The organism is Candidatus Buchananbacteria bacterium CG10_big_fil_rev_8_21_14_0_10_42_9 (genome assembly GCA_002773845.1).
Lineage (GTDB): Bacteria > Patescibacteriota > Patescibacteriia > Buchananbacterales > 21-14-0-10-42-9 > 21-14-0-10-42-9.
In genome coordinates, this window is the sequence record PEZZ01000018.1 from 1 (window position 1) to 16,970 (window position 16,970).

The window sequence follows — 16,970 nt, forward strand, 5'->3', positions numbered from 1 at the left end:
ACATCATTTGTTTTGGAAATAGGTTCTAACTTGGTATAATAAACTCACCAATTGAATTCAATAATAATCTATTCGGCAAGGCAGGCAGGCGCGCGTGGTTTAGGACCACGTTCTGAAAAGATTGAGAGTTCGAGTCTCTCCCGCGGCACCACGTAGGAAATTGCAAGCGGTTTCGGTTCGCCTCGCTTGGTTCGACCTTGCTCACCACAAGTCGCTCGGCGACTAATTCGTATTCAATTTTTGGGGGCAAAAACGAATTGGCGGTTTCGCATTTTAGGGGAAGAAAATTTTTTAATTATATGAATTTGAGTTTTCAAAAACTTAAAGAAATATATTCTAAGCACCGTTTGTGGTTATTGTTATTACTCATAGCCCTTGCTCTTTTTGTTATTGTTTTGATACCCATACTAATTTGGGTTCCAATTTCTAAACTATTTACCGATCCGGAGAGTATCAAAACTTTTGTTTTATCTTCTGAAAAATGGGCCATTCTTGTTTACGTTTTATTGAGTATAGTTGTTGTGGTTGCTCCGCCATTGCCTAATGAAATTGTTCCAATTGCCGGCGGTATTATTTTTGGTTTTTGGCAAGCACTAATTTTTGGAATTCTCGCTAGAATTATTGGTTCATCAATTAATTATTGGCTTGGTACAAAAATTAGAAAAGGAATTTACGTTAAATTGATTAGCGAGGAAGAACAAGAACGGTTGAAAAAACACACGGAAAAAATTGGGTGGCAAACAGTTTTCATCTCTCGTTTTCTGCCAAGTACAGACACTGATTTAATAGCATACGTATCCGGTATAGCGAAAATGAAATATTTACCTTTTATTGTCGCATCATTTTTCGGAATGCTAGTTCCTGTTTCATTTACTATTTTCATTGGTGCTTCTTTGCTTACTAATAAATATTTATTTTTCTCGCTAGTGGCTTTTTATATAATCGGTATGTTATTTGCTCCGAAAATTATTAAGAAAGTGTTTCGACCCAAAATCCCAATTTCTTAAATGAATTTAATGCCGCCAAAGAAAAATTGGAAATCGTTATTAGTGCGGCTCCGCCGCATTTTCGGATTTTCGCGGTGGGGGGGGCCTTCCTCGCCGCCGCAGGCGGCGAAATGCGTTCGGACTAATTCAAGAATACTACACCAGGCTTTGGCAGGCCAAGTTCAGCTAGGTTAGGTGGGAAACCTGGCGGGAGAAATCCTGTGGAGGTTCGCTTGCCCGCCAAAATGTAATGTAGGCGGGAGTCCTCTTCCCGGCACTAAAATTCTCTCCTAATCATTTTAGAGCTTGCCACCGTTGAGATTTGACACGATTTTTAAATTAATATATAATTGTTAAGCTGAAAATGGGCCAAAGGAATTATCCACATTTAACCCACATTTAAGCGAAAATCCGCCTTTATTCCTTAAAAAAATTGAGGTGGCGGCGGACAAGCTAACAAAATTAATGATAGTTTCACTACAAAAGAGTATAAATAACAAATCGAGCGGATAATTTTTGGTCTAGCTTTGTCTTGGTGAACGTCCGCTTGAACAAGCGGATTTTTGTTTTGTAACTCGCAGGCCGTGAGGCGTTACCCAAAGTTAAAGCGTTACATCAGCGGTAATTTAAAAAAACCGGCGACGCCTGACGGATTCCGAGTTACGACCGACCTTTGACAATTTAATAAATGAATGAAAAGAGCATCTTAATAATAAGCAGTTTGATAAATCAAACTGAGCTTAATAAATCCAGCACATCCCGCTCGCGAGCGGCTGGGTGCTGGATAAAAAATGACTCTCGTATAATTTGGTGGTTACATTAAGGGCGAATGGTGGATGCCTTGACAGCAAAAGACGATGAAGGACGTAGCAGCCTGCGATAAGCCTCGGCTAGGTGGCAAGCAACCTGTGATCCGGGGATTTCCGAATGGGGGAACCCTCTTCAATTTAAATTGAAGAATCATAAGCTGAATTCATAGGCTTATGAGGCAGACCTGGGGAATTGAAACATCTTAGTACCCAGAGGAAAAAAAAGAAACAATATTAGTTATTAGTTCCAAAAGTCGCCTTCGGGTGGCTTAAAGAATTAATGGCTAATCTCGATTCCCTTAGTAGTGGCGAGCGAACAGGGAAAAGCCCAAACCATTTTAGTGTTGTCGTTTTAGGCCGCCTTTGGCGGCTTAGGCGATTTAAAGGTTCAAGCCGTTGCTGAAATGGCGTAGTGAGAAGTTACTTTTGCGGAGCTTGAAGTCCGCAGCAGAGAAAATTATGGTTACATCCCTAGCAGAAGCCGCTGGAAAGCGGCGCCAAAGAGGGTGATGGCCCCGTACGCGAAAGGGGTAATCGCTCTGTGGTAGCATATCTCAAGTACTTCAGGACTCGTGAAATCCTGAACGAATCAAGCGCGACTATGCGCTAAGGCTAAATACTTTTGCTGATCGATAGTGAACAAGTACCGTGAGGGAAAGGTGAAAAGTATCCCGGTGAGGGAGATGAAATAGTATCTGAAACCATTTGCTTACAAAGAATCAGAGCCCGCCTTCGCTTTTCGCTTCACGAAAAGCTCCGGTGGACAGGCCCATTTATCAGTTATTTCTGATGAGGCTTGTCCACCGTAGCTCAAGTGGAACGCAGAGCGAAGGTGGGTGATGGTGTTCCTATTGAAGAATGAACCAACGAGTGTGTTGTGTGTTGCTTAATCTAACCCTTATGAGGGGTAGGTGTAGTGAAAGCGAGCCTTAACCGGCGTTTTTAGTTAAATAGTTGCTGGTTCGTTTTTCGGACTAGCCAACTATTTCTCTAAAGGGCAGCATATACACGACCCGAAACCAGGTGAGCTATCCTTGGCCAGGGTGAAGCGTCCGTAACAAGACGTGGAAGCCCGAACCCACCAGCCGTGCAACACTGGGGGATGAGTTATGGATAGAGGAGAAATTCCAATCGAACCTGGCAATAGCTGGTTCTACCCGAAATAGCTTTAGGGCTAGCCTTAAATGTTTCCTGTTGGTGGTAGAGCACTGAATGGGACAGGGTGGGGAAACCTTACCTGTCCTAACCAAACTCCGAATGCCAATAGGTTAAGTTTAAGAGTCAGACTATGGGGGCTAAGCTCCATCAGTCAAAAGGGCAACAGCCCAGATCCACATCTAAGGTCCCCAAATCCAAGTTAAGTGTAAAAGGTGGTATTGTGACTTATACAACTAGGAGGTTGGCTTAGAAGCAGCCATCCTTTAAAGAAAGCGTAATAGCTCACTGGTCAAGTCGCTTTGCGCCGAAAATTTAACGGGGCTAAACTTGGTACCGAAGATTGGACCCTGTACCGTATGGTACAGGGGGTAGGGTAGCATTCTATATTCGTTTGAAGTCTAAGGCGCGAGCCAAGATGGAGGATATAGAAGAGAGAATGTTGGTATAAGTAACAAAAACCTAGGTGAGAATCCTAGGCACCGAAAACCTAAGGTTTCCTGGGCAATGATTTTCAACCCAGGGTTAGGCGATCCTAAGCCGAGGCCGAAGGGCGTAGGCGATGGAAGAGCAGGTTAATATTCCTGCCCTGTTTATATTTTCCGATGGAGTGACGTTGTTTCAAGTTTTAAGCGTCCGTATGGTTATGACGTTGGCCTTTTTTGGATTCTTCCTTGGCAAATCCGGGAAGAACCAGTCCGAAGAAGGCGAGAAGGTTGCGGTTTTCCAAAGCCAACTTAAGAGGAGAAATAATCAAGAAAAACTTCTAGGTTTTCCGTCAGTTTTGCCACAAGCAAGGCCGGCGGTTTAAAATATAAGCAACCGTACCGTAAACCGACACAGGTAGGTGAGGCGAGAAGCCTAAGGTGTACGAGAGAACCTTCGTTAAGGAACTCGGCAAAATAGCGGCCGTAAGTTCGCAATAAGGCCTGCCTTCTACGTTCCTTACTGCGTTCGGAACTTCGAAGGCCAGGTCCCCCATCTATTTATCTTTGGGGACCTGGCCTCCGTAGCTCGAGCGTAGCGAGGAGCGTAGGAGGCCGCAGCTAAAGAATCCAAGCGACTGTTTATCAAAAACACAGGTCCCTGCTCAAACCGTAAGGTGAGGTATAGGGGCTGATGCCTGGCCAGTGTCAGAACGTTAAGGGGAGAGGTGCAAGCCTTGAACTGAAGCGCTGATGAACGCCGGCGATAACTATAATCGTCCTAAGGTAGCGAAATTCCTTGTCGGGTAAGTTCCGACCTGCACGAATGGCATAACGACTTGGAAACTGTCTCAACGAAGGACTCGGTGAAATTGCAAGATGAGTAAAGATGCTCATTACCCGTAGCTGGACGAAAAGACCCCGTGAAGCTTTACTACAACTTGGTATTGGGTTAAGAACATAGTTGTTCAGCATAGGTGGAAGACTGTGAAGTCCCGTCGTCAGGCGGGATGGAGTCGTCAGTGAGATACCACCCTTTTGTGTTTTTAATTCTAATCCTGTCCCATGAAACTGGGTAGGAGACAGTATCTGGTGGGTAGTTTAACTGGGGCGGTTGCCTTAACAAAATTAATCTCCGTTAATTTAATGGGGCAGCGTGGTAGCAATATCGCGTCAAAACCGCCGTATGGTCTATAAAAATAATCTTAGCTTATATGCTGGAACCTCCGTTGGCATCCTCAATTACTTGAATAAAGTGAAAATATTGAGGCGGTTTATCCGAATTAAACAGGATAATAACGGACAATCAGCAGGGAAACGCTTCAAGCGTGCCCTCAACGACTAGACGCTAAGCCCCCACCGCTTCCGAGCAGTGGGGTGAAGATATAGTCTGAACTCTGGGGCGACCCAGAGAGTCTAATTAAATTAGACATCAAGAATCATATGAAAACATTCAAGATTTCGTCCGATCAAAAACAAATCATCATGGGTAAATTATTAGGCGATGGACACTTGGAAACTGCCAATGGCAAAACTTGGCGTTTAAAGATAGAACATTCTTTAAGCCAAAAAGTTTACGTCGATTGGCTGTATGACAAGTTGAAAAATCTGGCGGCTAGCGAACCAAGAATAAAACAACAGGCGGTTCAGGGCAAAGTTTATAGCAAGTACTGGTTTAATACCTGCTACAGCGGCAGTTTCAGATTTTACAGCCAGAAATTTTATGACCACGGTCGTAAAATAGCTCCCAGGCAAATCAAGCGCTGGCTGACACCCTTGGCTTTAGCCGTTTGGTACATGGATGACGGCTCCAGAAAATCCCATCAGCATCGCGCTAAGATAATTAACACTCAAAGTTTTGATCGGTTTAGTTTGAATCTTTTACAGAGCGCTTTAAAACTTAATTTCGGCATAGAAACTAAGTTAAGAAAGCAAAGAGAGGGCTGGCAAATCTATATTTTCGGCCGTGAAGCCGAAAAATTCGCCAAAGTTATAGGCAAATATGTTCTGCCAAACTTCTCTTACAAACTTGATTAACACAATGCCCAAAATGTAACGGAGGCGTTTACTAAGGTTGGCTAGCTCCCGATGGAAACGGGACGTGGTCGTGCAAACGCATAAGCCAGCTTTACTGCAAGGGCTACAACCCGCGCAGTTGCGAAAGCAGAAGTTAGTGATCCGACCGTATTACCCTGAACCTTTATGGTTTAGGGTCGAAGTAGGACGGCGGAAGCTCAACGGATAAAAGTTACTCCGGGGATAACAGGCTGATCGCGCCCAAGCGTCCACAGCGACGGCGCGGTTTGGCACCTCGATGTCGGCCCATCGCATCCTGGGGGTGAAGAAGCTCCCAAGGGTTTGGCTGTTCGCCAATTAAAGCGGTACGCGAGCTGGGTTCAGAACGTAAATTACATTGCGTTCTATCACAGAGATGTGATACAAGAAATCTGACTAAAATCGGTGAAACCCTACTTGGATTTCGAACTGTCCAAGAGGGCAATACCGAGGGAAGATTAGATTTATGTCTAACGAAGAATTAGCTTATATTGCCGGTTTCCTTGATGGAGACGGCTGCATTATGGCGCAGTTAGTTTACCGTAAAGATTACATTTACGGTTATCAGGTAAGAACAAGCATTGTTTTTTACCAAAAATCGATCCATCAAGGCATCCTTCACTGGCTGAAGAATAAGCTGAACCATGGTTATATCAGGCTCCGCAATGATGGAATGGCGGAATATACCATAGTTGGATTTAAAGAAGTAAAAAGCGTGTTATTGTTAATTTATCCATTCCTTCGTTTAAAAAAGTCTTTAGCGGAATTAATGATAAAATTGATCGATTCTCATCCTAAAAAAATGAGCCCCAAAGAACTTATTAGATTAAGTGTCTTAGTCGATCAAACCGCCACTTATAATTATTCAAAAAAAGAATAAATACAAGCGAAGTAATAAAAGATTTTCTCGAACATAAATCTTTTCCCCGTAGAGACTGAATCTTGCAGAAGAACAAGATGAGATAGCCTTTTTAAAAGGGTTATAAGACGTCAGCCCCTAATTCCGTCAAAGACGGAAAAGGGTGAAGGTATAGTCCATGCCATTAGTAATAATGGAATAACATGCGTGAGACAGTTCGGTCTCCTATCCGCTACGGGCGTTGAATCTTGAGTAGTCCCTTCCCTAGTACGAGAGGACCGGGAAGGACGAACCTCTGGTGTATCGGTTGCAGTACCAACTGCATTGCCGAGTAGCTACGTTCGGTTTGGATAAACGCTGAAAGCATCTAAGCGTGAAGCCGTCTACAAGATTAGGATTCATTATTAGGCCTCTTGGAGATTACAAGATTGATAGGCCGTAGGTGTAAGGCCCGCAAGGGTTTTAGCCGAGCGGTACTAATAGGCCAAGTAACCACCAAATTATATGGGTGTCATTTAGTTCCGCGCCTAGCCGAGTTTGACTCGGTGGCAGCGGCAGTTATTAAGCTCAGTTGGGTTTATCAAGTTAAGCTTGACTGATCAGCATGAAATATTAAAACAGTTCTTTTCATTCATTTGAATTAAACATCCGTAATGGATGTCAATCAGGCAATCGGGCAATTTTTCGCCCGAGCCAAAAATGAGTATAATTATACCAGTGCTTCTTCTATTAGTTGTATATAGAAATCTCGGTGTTTCTACTAAGTTGGTAACACTCGTTCCCATCCTTTACCCCGCACCAAATAAAAATTTTACTTATTTATCCTAGTGCTTCTACTGGACTGGTCACACCCGTTCCCATCTCGAACACGGCCGTTAAGCAGTCCAAGGCCGATGGTAGTATGGCTGATGCCATGCGAGAGTAGGTAAGTGCTAGGTTAAATGAGTAAAATTTGGTGCGGGGCGAGCAAGACCTTTAAGCAACTTAGGGCCGACCTGCCCGCCGAAGTCCCAGCGGGACGAAGGTGGGTGGTAGCATGGCTGATGCCATGGCCTGCTTTGCCGAAGCAAGGCGAAGACAAACGAGAGTAGGCCCTGTCAGTTGACAGGACAAATGGGCGCTGGTTTATCCCGCCCGCCGATTAGGCGAGGCGGGATTTAGTTGTACTTATTTTTTTACTCAGCCCCGCACAGCGGGGCTTTGTTTGGGTCGTCGCTGTTATCTATCGTTTTCTATTGTCGATTGACTGTGATGCACAAGATATTGACAATTTATATAAAAATGCTAAGGTATTATGAAATAGTAAATTTGAAGTTCTTTTCACAATCAAATACATTCAAGGAGGATATTTAGATGAATACAGTCAACTGGTTGGACCATACGGCCATCAAGGTGGGAGACAAGGTAGATATCGAACCGCTCGGGTCGGTGGTTATTTCTAAAGTGCTGCCGTCATATAACCGGACCGTAGTGTTGGTTCAGCGATCTGATGGCGATAGCATAGTCCTTAAAGCATTCCGTTTTAAGGGCGTTCCTATTTCTATGCTTACCACAGAGGTTCTTAGATCTATCGCTGCTAGTATTGATAATTATAAAAAACAACTTCATTTAGCGGGCGTCTCTACTAGTAGTGGGTTAGGCTTTATTATTAGAGGGGGTAATAGCAACGAGCAAATGCCATTAATGATTCAATATGAGGATTATGGCGGGGAATCATGCGCCGTTGGCATTAAGAATGCCAGTAAATTCTCACAAGCCGAAAAGATCATTAATGCCATGCTCAATTGGGCTATTAAGCCGCTATTTGATAACGCTACCCATCCCTCTGAAGAAGACCATTTGATTACTGGAATTGATATTAATCCTCGTAATTTTGTTTCGCCAGTAATCTCTAATTCTTCCGCCATTTTGGTAGATTTGTTTCCAACAAAAGTTTGGGACCCAGAGTATGGTTTCAGTTTAGAGTTTCCTGAACCTCAACATCCTACCGTTGTGATGCTTGGCATCTTTCGGCACTATGATTGTGCTGGCTTAATTATCAATTTGTTTAGTAATTTAGCCCGACTGCGGCCAGAGTTGGGTCGCCAGATTTATTTATTGTTGGAGGAATTTCTGAGGCATAACGGTTATAATAGTGTTGAGGAGGGAATCAACAAATATCTAACCCAGGATCTTAAAGGAGTCACGATCGGCGATGATCTTTTATCAGTGGGTTGCTTCTCATCATCAGACATCCGTCGGATTATAGAAGACTGGACTTTTGCCGATTTTTTCCGGTTCCGGTGTTTGGCTTGCGCTTTGGCATTATGCCGGAGTAAAAGCAGGTTTCTCTTGGATGAAATTTTTTCCCGCGGCCATTTTCAACATTTATCACTCACAGATGATCAAATGTGTCACATCAAGGCATTGATTTTTAAGATGGCTGACGATTACCCGGTAGATTATCAGGAGTGATTGATGAAAATCAAAGGCGGTCTTTTGGAGGAAAGACCGCTTTTTCATTTTGCAACGTTACTCAATCACTGGTTTAGTTTGATTTACCCCTGATTTTCCGGCAAAGTTTTTGGTATTCGTTGTCAATGAATTCAAAATCGCCAATCAGAGTGTTTAGATAATTTAGGTATTTGGTCGTTGGTTGCATAGTTTTGCGATTAAACTGGCTGTTGTCTAAATTTTCACCCTTGTACATAAAGTGATCTAAAGAAACACCTTTTAAAGAGAATTTTTTATTAGCGTACGTAATAATTACCGCCTGGCCAGTTTGTTGCTGTTTGATTAAATCCACTCCCGCCTGGCCAAGTTTATGGCCGATCTCAATGTCCAATTTTATCGGATTGCCGCTTTGCAGATAATTCATGGGAATAATTATTTTGGTGGTTAAGCCCAGCTGGCTTTGGATTCTTTCCTGCAGCGCCAGGCTGACATATTCGTTTCGTATATTGCCAAAGCCGTCCGGCTGTTGTTCTGGCCGGCCATTAATACCCTTAATTCGGGTTTCTTTGGATACAGCAATAACGCAGTAATTGCCGTTCGCTTCGTATTTTTTTTTGACCAAACTGATAATTTGACCCAAATCAAACTGCCATTCCGGGGGAATGATAATGTCAGCGCCGCCTAAGGCAGCGGCACAGGTCAACCAGCCCGACATCGCGCCGTACATCTCAATAATATATACCCGGCTGTAAGTGTAAGCAGAGTCCTGTTTGGTTTCAGCGGCTAGCTTGGCCGCATAAAAGGCGGCCGTAGGAAAGCCTGGAGCAAAGTAAGTTAAGGGCAGATCATTATCAACTGTTTTAGGCAATCCGATTACCGGCAATTGATAATCTTTATGCAATTTTGCGGCCGCCATTAAAGTGTCGTCGCCGCCAATGGCAATTAAACCATCGAGCTGATACTTTTTAATTTTTTCTTTCAACAAATCTATTCCCCCCGGTATTTTTATGGGGTTGGTTCTTGATGACCGCAGGAGAGCGCCCCCCCGATTTTTAATAATTTCTATGTTCAACTTGGTTAAATCGATAATTTCCCCATGTTGAACCAGCGAGGCCCAGCCGCCGATGCCGCCAAAAATTTTATAATGGAGCTTTTTGGCCCGTGAGGCGACGCCGTAAAGCGTGGGATTAAGCGAAGGCGATAGACCGCCGCCGTTTAAAACCAAGATGTTTTTAAGTCTTTTCATAATTAATACCAAGTATAATTTATTTGGGGATAAATATCAATATCCATAAGTTTAAAATGACAAACTATTTGATTTTTTTGGCTAATATCAAAACAAAAAATTATAAAAGATAAAAATTGCAGAAAGATTATTGACAGAATTCTTATAAAGAGTACAATCTATGTTATATGGAAGTCATACCCATCTTGAAACAGTTCGGCCTGTCGGAGAAAGAAATCATAATCTACCTGTGCCTATTAGAAACCGGCCCGCATTCTGTCCGGAATTTGGCGGAAAAAACCAAAATTAACCGCGGCACAACTTATGATATTTTAAAAAGTCTGATTGATTTAGGTCTGGTCGGATATTACCATAAAGCCACTAAACAGTACTTTATTGCCGAAGACCCGGCCAAGCTTAATAATGCCATAGATCAGAAATTACAAAACTTGAACGAAGTCAAAGAAAGGATCAATCAAGTCATTCCCAGTCTAAAGTCGCTTTACGACCAAGCCGGCGAAAAACCGGTAGTGAAATATTACGAAGGTCACCAAGGCATTAAAACAATTTTCAACGATGTACTGGAAACAGTAGATCAGCTTTCCAGTAAAGAGTATTTGGTTTTTTCCACCTCCACTATCAAAGACCATTTATATAAAGCTTTCCCCAATTTTACCAAACAAAGAATCAGCAAGAAAATCAGGGTAAAAGTCATAGCCGTGGGGCACGGCGGCACCACCGCCGAATTGGCCGAGGTCAAGTCATTAAGCCCAAGGGAGGGCTCACCCACTTATATTATTGTTTATCACGACAAAGTGGTGATGATTTCTTTAAGTTCAAAAGATGAGCCCCGGGGGATTATTATTGAAGATCCGGCTCTGGCGGCCACTCAACGGCAACTATTTGAATATATTTGGAGAAATATCAGATAAATCCTAAATTAGGTAATCAGTAATCGGTAACGGGGACACTTCTAATTACCAGTTACTAACATTATGTGCGGTATCATCGGTTACATCGGCAAACAACAAGCCCTGCCAATTTTATTGGAAGGTTTGAGGCGCATGGAGTATCGTGGCTATGATAGCGCCGGCGTGGCTTTATGCTATCAGGGGAAATTAGAAATAATCAAGAAACAGGGCAAGCTTAATAATTTAAGCGAACAGTTAAAATCACGCAGTTTGACTTCCAATTTTGGCATTGGCCACATTCGTTGGGCCACTCACGGTGAACCATCGGATATTAACGCCCATCCCCATGCCGATTGCCAGAATAATGTCGTTTTGGTTCATAATGGTATTATTGAAAATTATCAGGAATTAAAAAGATGGCTGCTTAGTCAAAAACATAAGTTAAATACTCAAACCGACAGCGAGGTTTTAGCGCATTTAATAGAAGAGCACCAAAAAAATGTTCCTTTGGAAGCGGCCGTTAGGAGCGCGTTGCATCAAGTCAGGGGCGCTTATGGTTTGGCGATTATTTCCAGAAGCGAGCCGGATAAAATTGTCGCGGCCAGATTAGGCAGCCCGGTGGTCATCGGCATTATATCGGCCAGTGAATACCTGGTGGCTTCGGACGTTACGGCTGTGCTGCCATTTACCCGCGAAGTGGTTTTTTTGGAGGAAGCCGAAATGGCCGTCATTACCAGACAGGGTTACAGTATCAGCAAATTAAACGGCGATGAAGCCAACCATTTGCCCCAGCAGATAGAATGGGACCCGGTGGAAGCAGAAAAAGGCGGCTTTGATCATTTTATGCTTAAAGAGATAATGGAAGAGCCGGAGGTGGTCAGGTCCAGCATGCGCGGCCGGGTTATTTTAGAAGAAGGCCAAGTAAAATTGGGCGGCTTAATCGACGTTATGGACGAGTTAAAGAATTTGGAACGGCTTTATATCGTTGCTTGCGGCACCGCTCATTATGCCGGACGGATCGGCAGTTATTTGATAGAAAATTTAGCCGGCATTCCTACCGAGGTGGAATATGCTTCGGAATTTAGATACCGGGAAAAGCCGCTGGACGCAAAATCCGTTGTTTTGGCCATCAGCCAATCCGGCGAGACGGCCGATACTTTGGCGGCCGTTCGTTTGGCCAATAAACAAAATCTTTTGACCATCGGGATAGTTAATGCGGTCGGCAGTTCCATTGCCAGAGAAACTAAGGCCGGAGTTTATAACCATGTTGGTCCGGAAATTGCCGTTGCTTCCACCAAGGTTTTTGTTTCCCAATTGGTTATTTTAGTTCTTTTGGCTATTTTATTGGGGCGTCAAAGACAGCTGCCTCGCACCAAAGCGCAAGAGATAATTAAAGAGCTCCTAAGTCTACCCGATAAGATACAGCAGGTTTTGGAACAAAAAGAAAAGATCAAAGAGATAGCTAAAATTTATCAGTCGGCCAGCAATTTTATTTTTATCGGGCGGAAGCTAAATTATCCCGTTGCTTTGGAAGGAGCCCTGAAGATGAAGGAGATTTCTTATGTCCATGCCGAAGGCTATCCGGCCGGCGAGTTAAAACACGGCCCCTTGGCGCTAATTGATAAAAACTGGCCGGTCGTGGCTATCATCCCCAAAGACAGTGTCTACGAAAAAACCTTAAGCAATTTAGAGGAAGTCAGGGCCAGGCATGGGCAAATCATCGCCTTAGCTACGGCGGGCGACAAAGAAATTTCAAAGATCGCCCAGCAGGTTATTTATCTGCCTGAAACCTTGGAAATACTTTATCCCATTTTGTCCGTGGTCCCGCTGCAGCTGCTGGCTTATTATTTGGCTCAAATAAAAGGTTGCGACATTGATCAGCCGAGAAATTTGGCTAAAAGTGTTACCGTAGAATAAATTTATGATAGTCGTAAGCAATTTTACTAAAAAAGATGCCCAAGCGGTATCTCGGCTTATCCCTCAGCTGACCCGCAATATTGTAGACGGATTGAATCTAGATAACAGAATGAACCAGATTATTGATTGTCCTGGCACGCGTGGTATAATTGCAACTGTAGATGGTAAATTAGCGGGTTATGCTCAACTCGCCTGGTACATTATACCCTCCAAGGGATTGATTGCCTGGGTGGAAGAAGTGGTGGTTGATGAAAAAGTTAGAGGGCAGGGCGTCGGCCGGGCTTTAATGGAGAAATTATTAAAAATCGCCGAAGAGCTTGGTTGCCAGCAGGTTAAACTGACCTCCCCCAATTTCATCGCTCAAAAGTTATACGAAAGCCTGGGCTTTACCTTCAAGGAAACGGAAGTGATGGTTAAGAATTTATAACCCGGTAAACACGCGACTAAATATTCAGGTGATTTTTTAGGACAGCATCCATCTTTAACCTTATTTAAACAATGGAAAAACTTAGAATCGTCATCTTGGCCGCTGGGCGGAGCAAGAGAATGCACAACGAAGAACTGCCCAAAGTTTTGATAAAGTTGCATGACCGGCCAATTATTTCCTATTTACTGGAGGCGGTGCAACGGTCAAAATTGGATAAGCGGCCGGTCGTGGTGGTGGGCTGGCAGGCCGGCTTGGTTATTCAAACATTGGGCAATCAGAACGATTATATCGTCCAGAATGAACTTTTAGGCACCGGTCATGCGGTACTACAGACAAAAAACTTTTTGCAAAATAAGGCGGAGAATATCATGGTTTTATACGGCGACCATCCTTATTTAAAACCGGAGAGCATAAAAAAATTGGCTCAAATTCACATTGACCAAGGCCACACTCTTTCTTTAATGACTTTACGAGTGTCGAATTTTAAGGGCCAATACCGGTTTTTTGATAATTTTGGCCGTATTATCCGGGGCGAAGCCGGTAAAATCAAGGAGATAGTAGAAAAAAATGATGCCAGCCCGGAGCAATTAAAAATCAAAGAGGTTAATCCGGCTTATTACTGTTTTAAAGGTGAATGGCTTTGGGAAAATCTTGAAAAAATAAAAAATAATAATATTCAGGGTGAATATTATTTAACCGATTTGGTTAAGATGGCCATTGATCAGGGTTATCGCATAGATTCTATTGATATTGATCCCAAAGAAGCCATTGGCATCAACACGCCGGAACATTTGGAGCTGGCCAGAAAGCAAGAAATTGGCCCGGATCCCTACTGATCTTAATGCCGGCCGCACAAAATATTAGTAACTGGTAATTAGTAACTGGTAATTAGAAGTGTCCCCGTTACCGATTACTGATTACCTAATTTAGGATTTATCTGATATTTCTCCGGATATATTCAAACAGTTGCCGTTGAGTGGCCGCCAAAGCCGGATCTTCAATAATAATCCTTGCAGGCGGTATTTTTTTTATCTTTGATTAAATTACCCGTTTGTTTTAAACTTATTAGTACTATGGCTTATATTTGCGATTTACATATCCATTCCAGATATTCCAGGGCTTGTTCCAAAGATCTGACTTTAGAGAATATTGATCGCTGGGCAAAAATAAAAGGCATTGATATTGTCGGCACCGGAGACTTCACTCATCCGGCCTGGTTCAAAGAGTTGGCCAGCCAGTTGGAAGAAGCGCATCCGGGATTATTCAGATTAAAAAAATCTTCAGCCGGCACCCTGTTTTTGCTAAGCAGCGAAATATCTTGCATCTACACTCAAGGGGGGCGGATGCGCCGGTTGCATATATGTTTGTTGGCTCCTAACTTGGAATTTGTGACCAAGCTCATTCGGGCTTTGGAAAATAAAGGCGCCAACCTTAAGGCCGATGGCCGGCCGATTATCGGTTTGTCTGCCAAAGAACTTTTTAAGATTTGTTTAGATATCGACGAAAAGCATCTGACTGTACCGGCTCACGCCTGGACGCCCTGGTTTGCGATTTTTGGCTCCAAGTCGGGCTTTGATTCCATTGCCGAGTGTTACGAGGAGCTAACAGACAGAATTTATTCAGTTGAAACCGGTCTATCCTCCGATCCACCGATGAATTGGCGGCTTTCCGGTCTAGACAACATTACTTTGGTTTCCAATTCCGATGCCCATTCGCTGCCCAATCTAGGGCGCGAAGCCAATGTTTTAGAACTTACCCAACCGTCATATTCAGAAATTTATGACATTATTAAAAGCAAAAACCAAAAAAAATTTTTGTACACTATAGAATTTTTTCCCGAGGAGGGCATGTATCATTTTGATGGGCATCGTGAATGTAAAGTTAGTTTTTCTCCCGATCAAACTAAAAAACGCCAGGGAATTTGTCCACAATGCCAAAAACCCCTGACCATCGGCGTGTTAAATCGTGTGGATAACTTGGCTGACAGAAAAAAAGAAGGGATTGATAAAAATAAATTTATTCCTTATAAAAGTTTAATACCTTTGCAAGAAATTATTGCCGACGTCTTAGGGGTCGGCAAGCAATCAAAAAAGGTTCAGGCAGAATATTTTAATTTAATCAAGGCCGGCCAGAACGAATTCAATATTTTAATAAATTTGTCTCAAGAACAGTTGGAGGCCATCACTTATCCCAAAATTGCCGCGGGTATCATCAAAACTCGGCAGGGTCAAGTCAAGCTTATTCCGGGCTTTGATGGCCAGTACGGAAAAATTGAAATTTTTCCCGAGGCAGAAAAAGGCGCTGACCAGCAAATAATCATGTTTTGATTTTTGGCTAACTTTAGCATTTTATTAATTATAAAATCCCCTGCAAGCATGAGTTAGGGGATTTTATATTCTCTTTCGAAAGAAAATTGCGATTATCTTTTCTTTCTGCGCACAACCTTCTTCTTTCTTTTTGGAGCAGCTTTTCTTTTTTTTGCTACCTTTCTTTTTTTAGCCATTTTTGTTCACCTCCCTTCGGTTTATATTTTCAATTCACTTTCACTAATCCGGAACAGATATTTTTTGAAAGCAAAATTTGTTTGGTTGAGTTAATTATAAAGTCTGCTTTAGTTTCAGAATCAATCAAACTATTTTTATTCTGATGATTTATAAATTCACATTGGCAGACTTTACATTTTACAACTGCATCCTTTGTATCATAATTATACAACATTAATCTAAAAAAAGGAATGGCCGCCCTCTAGTCAAGAGAGAAGCGTTCTTAAAAATAAAAAAAGTTTTTTAATTAAAACTTTTTACTATTGGTGTTCAATGAAAGTGGTGGACCGATGGGGATTCGAACCCCAGACCTTCCGGATGCAAACCGGATGCTCTACCAACTGAGCTATCGGCCCCCTCATGAATTTTTGAGGATCCTCGCTTTTTTAAATTTATATCTTATTGTAAGTCGGGACAAAGGCGATGTTCTAGCCAGCTGAACTGCCGGATCTGGGCAGCAAAATAGTTTTGGCTGGTTGATTTTAAGCCATGCCTCTGAACATTGATGAAAAAATCGAGAGGATAATCCCCTGGAGGATGCCGAACATGTACAGCATGGAGAGGATGATGATCAAAAGACCCAATAGTTTCCAAAATAGTCTGGTGCCGCCTTCGGTAGAAAGATGCTCTTCGGCCCATTCAATGTGTCCAAAGTTATTCAAAATCCAGTCCGCTTTCCAAACCAGTAGAAAGCCAACGGCAATGCCGATAAATCCAAAAATGAATCTCATATTTTAATCATTAATTATTGCGCTCGTTCTTTGCCAGCCGAAGCTTTGGCAAAGGCTGGTGGGTGCACGTGGACTCGCCGCGCCCCGCTGCCGCAAGCGTCAGCTAAGGCGGCCGGGGAACCACGGACCTTTTGGACCCGCCTGCCAAAGCATGCGCTCCCCCACACAATTATTTGAGAATAACTGGTGGGTTTGAGAGGGGTCGAACCTCTGACCTCATGGATGTAAACCATGCGCTCTAACCAACTGAGCTACAAACCCAGCTTGTTTAAATTTATTATTTTAAGCAATAAAATAATTGTTGCGGCGAGCAGGTGTAAACCAAACACTCTAACCAACTGAGCTATGCACCCAATTATTAGAATCCGATGCCAAAGAACCGGACTCGCCCAGTCCAGTTGGGCCAGCCAAAGCTTGGTGTCTCTATTGTACCAAGTTAGAACCTATTTTCAAAATCGGTAAATGAATCGCCCCGCCACCGCTCGCTCCGCTCG

Annotated in this window: 10 protein-coding genes, 2 tRNA genes and 2 rRNA genes; 9 read left to right on the forward strand and 5 right to left on the reverse strand. The window is 43.0% G+C overall.

The window, feature by feature from the left end:
* Positions 1-299 precede the first annotated feature (299 nt).
* From COT81_02600 to COT81_02615, 4 genes are all read left to right on the forward strand, one after another.
* Entirely contained in the window at positions 300-1,007 is a 708-nt protein-coding gene (locus COT81_02600; protein ID PIS05150.1) for a hypothetical protein, read from the forward strand.
* A gap of 792 nt (positions 1,008-1,799) precedes the next feature.
* A 23S ribosomal RNA gene (locus tag COT81_02605) occupies positions 1,800-6,785 on the forward strand.
* A 327-nt stretch (positions 6,786-7,112) separates the two neighbouring features.
* Positions 7,113-7,227: ribosomal RNA gene (gene rrf, locus COT81_02610) — 5S ribosomal RNA — on the forward strand.
* 415 nt (positions 7,228-7,642) lie between these two features.
* Entirely contained in the window at positions 7,643-8,743 is a 1,101-nt protein-coding gene (locus tag COT81_02615; GenBank protein ID PIS05151.1) for a hypothetical protein, read from the forward strand.
* 73 nt (positions 8,744-8,816) lie between these two features.
* Here COT81_02615 and COT81_02620 read toward each other — a convergent pair whose 3' ends face one another.
* On the reverse strand, positions 8,817-9,968 hold the full coding sequence (locus COT81_02620; GenBank protein ID PIS05152.1) for a hypothetical protein: 1,152 nt from the start codon (positions 9,966-9,968) through the stop codon (positions 8,817-8,819).
* A gap of 167 nt (positions 9,969-10,135) precedes the next feature.
* Between COT81_02620 and COT81_02625 the strand changes: the two genes are divergently transcribed.
* From COT81_02625 to COT81_02645, 5 genes are all read left to right on the forward strand, one after another.
* A complete protein-coding gene (locus tag COT81_02625) occupies positions 10,136-10,879 on the forward strand; it encodes a transcriptional regulator (protein ID PIS05153.1) in 744 nt (247 codons plus the stop codon).
* Positions 10,880-10,942: 63 nt separating this feature from the next.
* Complete coding sequence (gene glmS, locus COT81_02630) at positions 10,943-12,775, forward strand: glutamine--fructose-6-phosphate transaminase (isomerizing) (protein ID PIS05154.1); 1,833 nt, start codon at positions 10,943-10,945, stop codon at positions 12,773-12,775.
* A gap of 4 nt (positions 12,776-12,779) precedes the next feature.
* A complete protein-coding gene (locus COT81_02635) occupies positions 12,780-13,202 on the forward strand; it encodes a hypothetical protein (GenBank protein PIS05155.1) in 423 nt (140 codons plus the stop codon).
* Between the two features lie 71 nt (positions 13,203-13,273).
* A complete protein-coding gene (locus COT81_02640) occupies positions 13,274-14,038 on the forward strand; it encodes a hypothetical protein (protein PIS05156.1) in 765 nt (254 codons plus the stop codon).
* A 237-nt stretch (positions 14,039-14,275) separates the two neighbouring features.
* On the forward strand, positions 14,276-15,529 hold the full coding sequence (locus COT81_02645) for a DNA helicase UvrD (protein ID PIS05159.1): 1,254 nt from the start codon (positions 14,276-14,278) through the stop codon (positions 15,527-15,529).
* Between the two features lie 205 nt (positions 15,530-15,734).
* On the opposite strand, the gene COT81_02650 is transcribed toward COT81_02645, so the two are convergent.
* The 4 genes from COT81_02650 to COT81_02665 form a co-directional block, all read right to left on the reverse strand.
* Positions 15,735-15,920, reverse strand: coding sequence for a hypothetical protein (locus tag COT81_02650; protein PIS05157.1), 186 nt, complete (start codon positions 15,918-15,920; stop codon positions 15,735-15,737).
* Between the two features lie 105 nt (positions 15,921-16,025).
* Positions 16,026-16,101, reverse strand: a tRNA-Ala gene (locus COT81_02655).
* A gap of 126 nt (positions 16,102-16,227) precedes the next feature.
* Positions 16,228-16,476 carry a hypothetical protein gene (locus tag COT81_02660; GenBank protein PIS05158.1) on the reverse strand — a complete coding sequence of 83 codons (249 nt, stop codon included), beginning with the start codon at positions 16,474-16,476 and terminating at the stop codon, positions 16,228-16,230.
* Positions 16,477-16,660: 184 nt separating this feature from the next.
* Positions 16,661-16,737, reverse strand: a tRNA-Val gene (locus COT81_02665).
* Positions 16,738-16,970 lie beyond the last annotated feature (233 nt).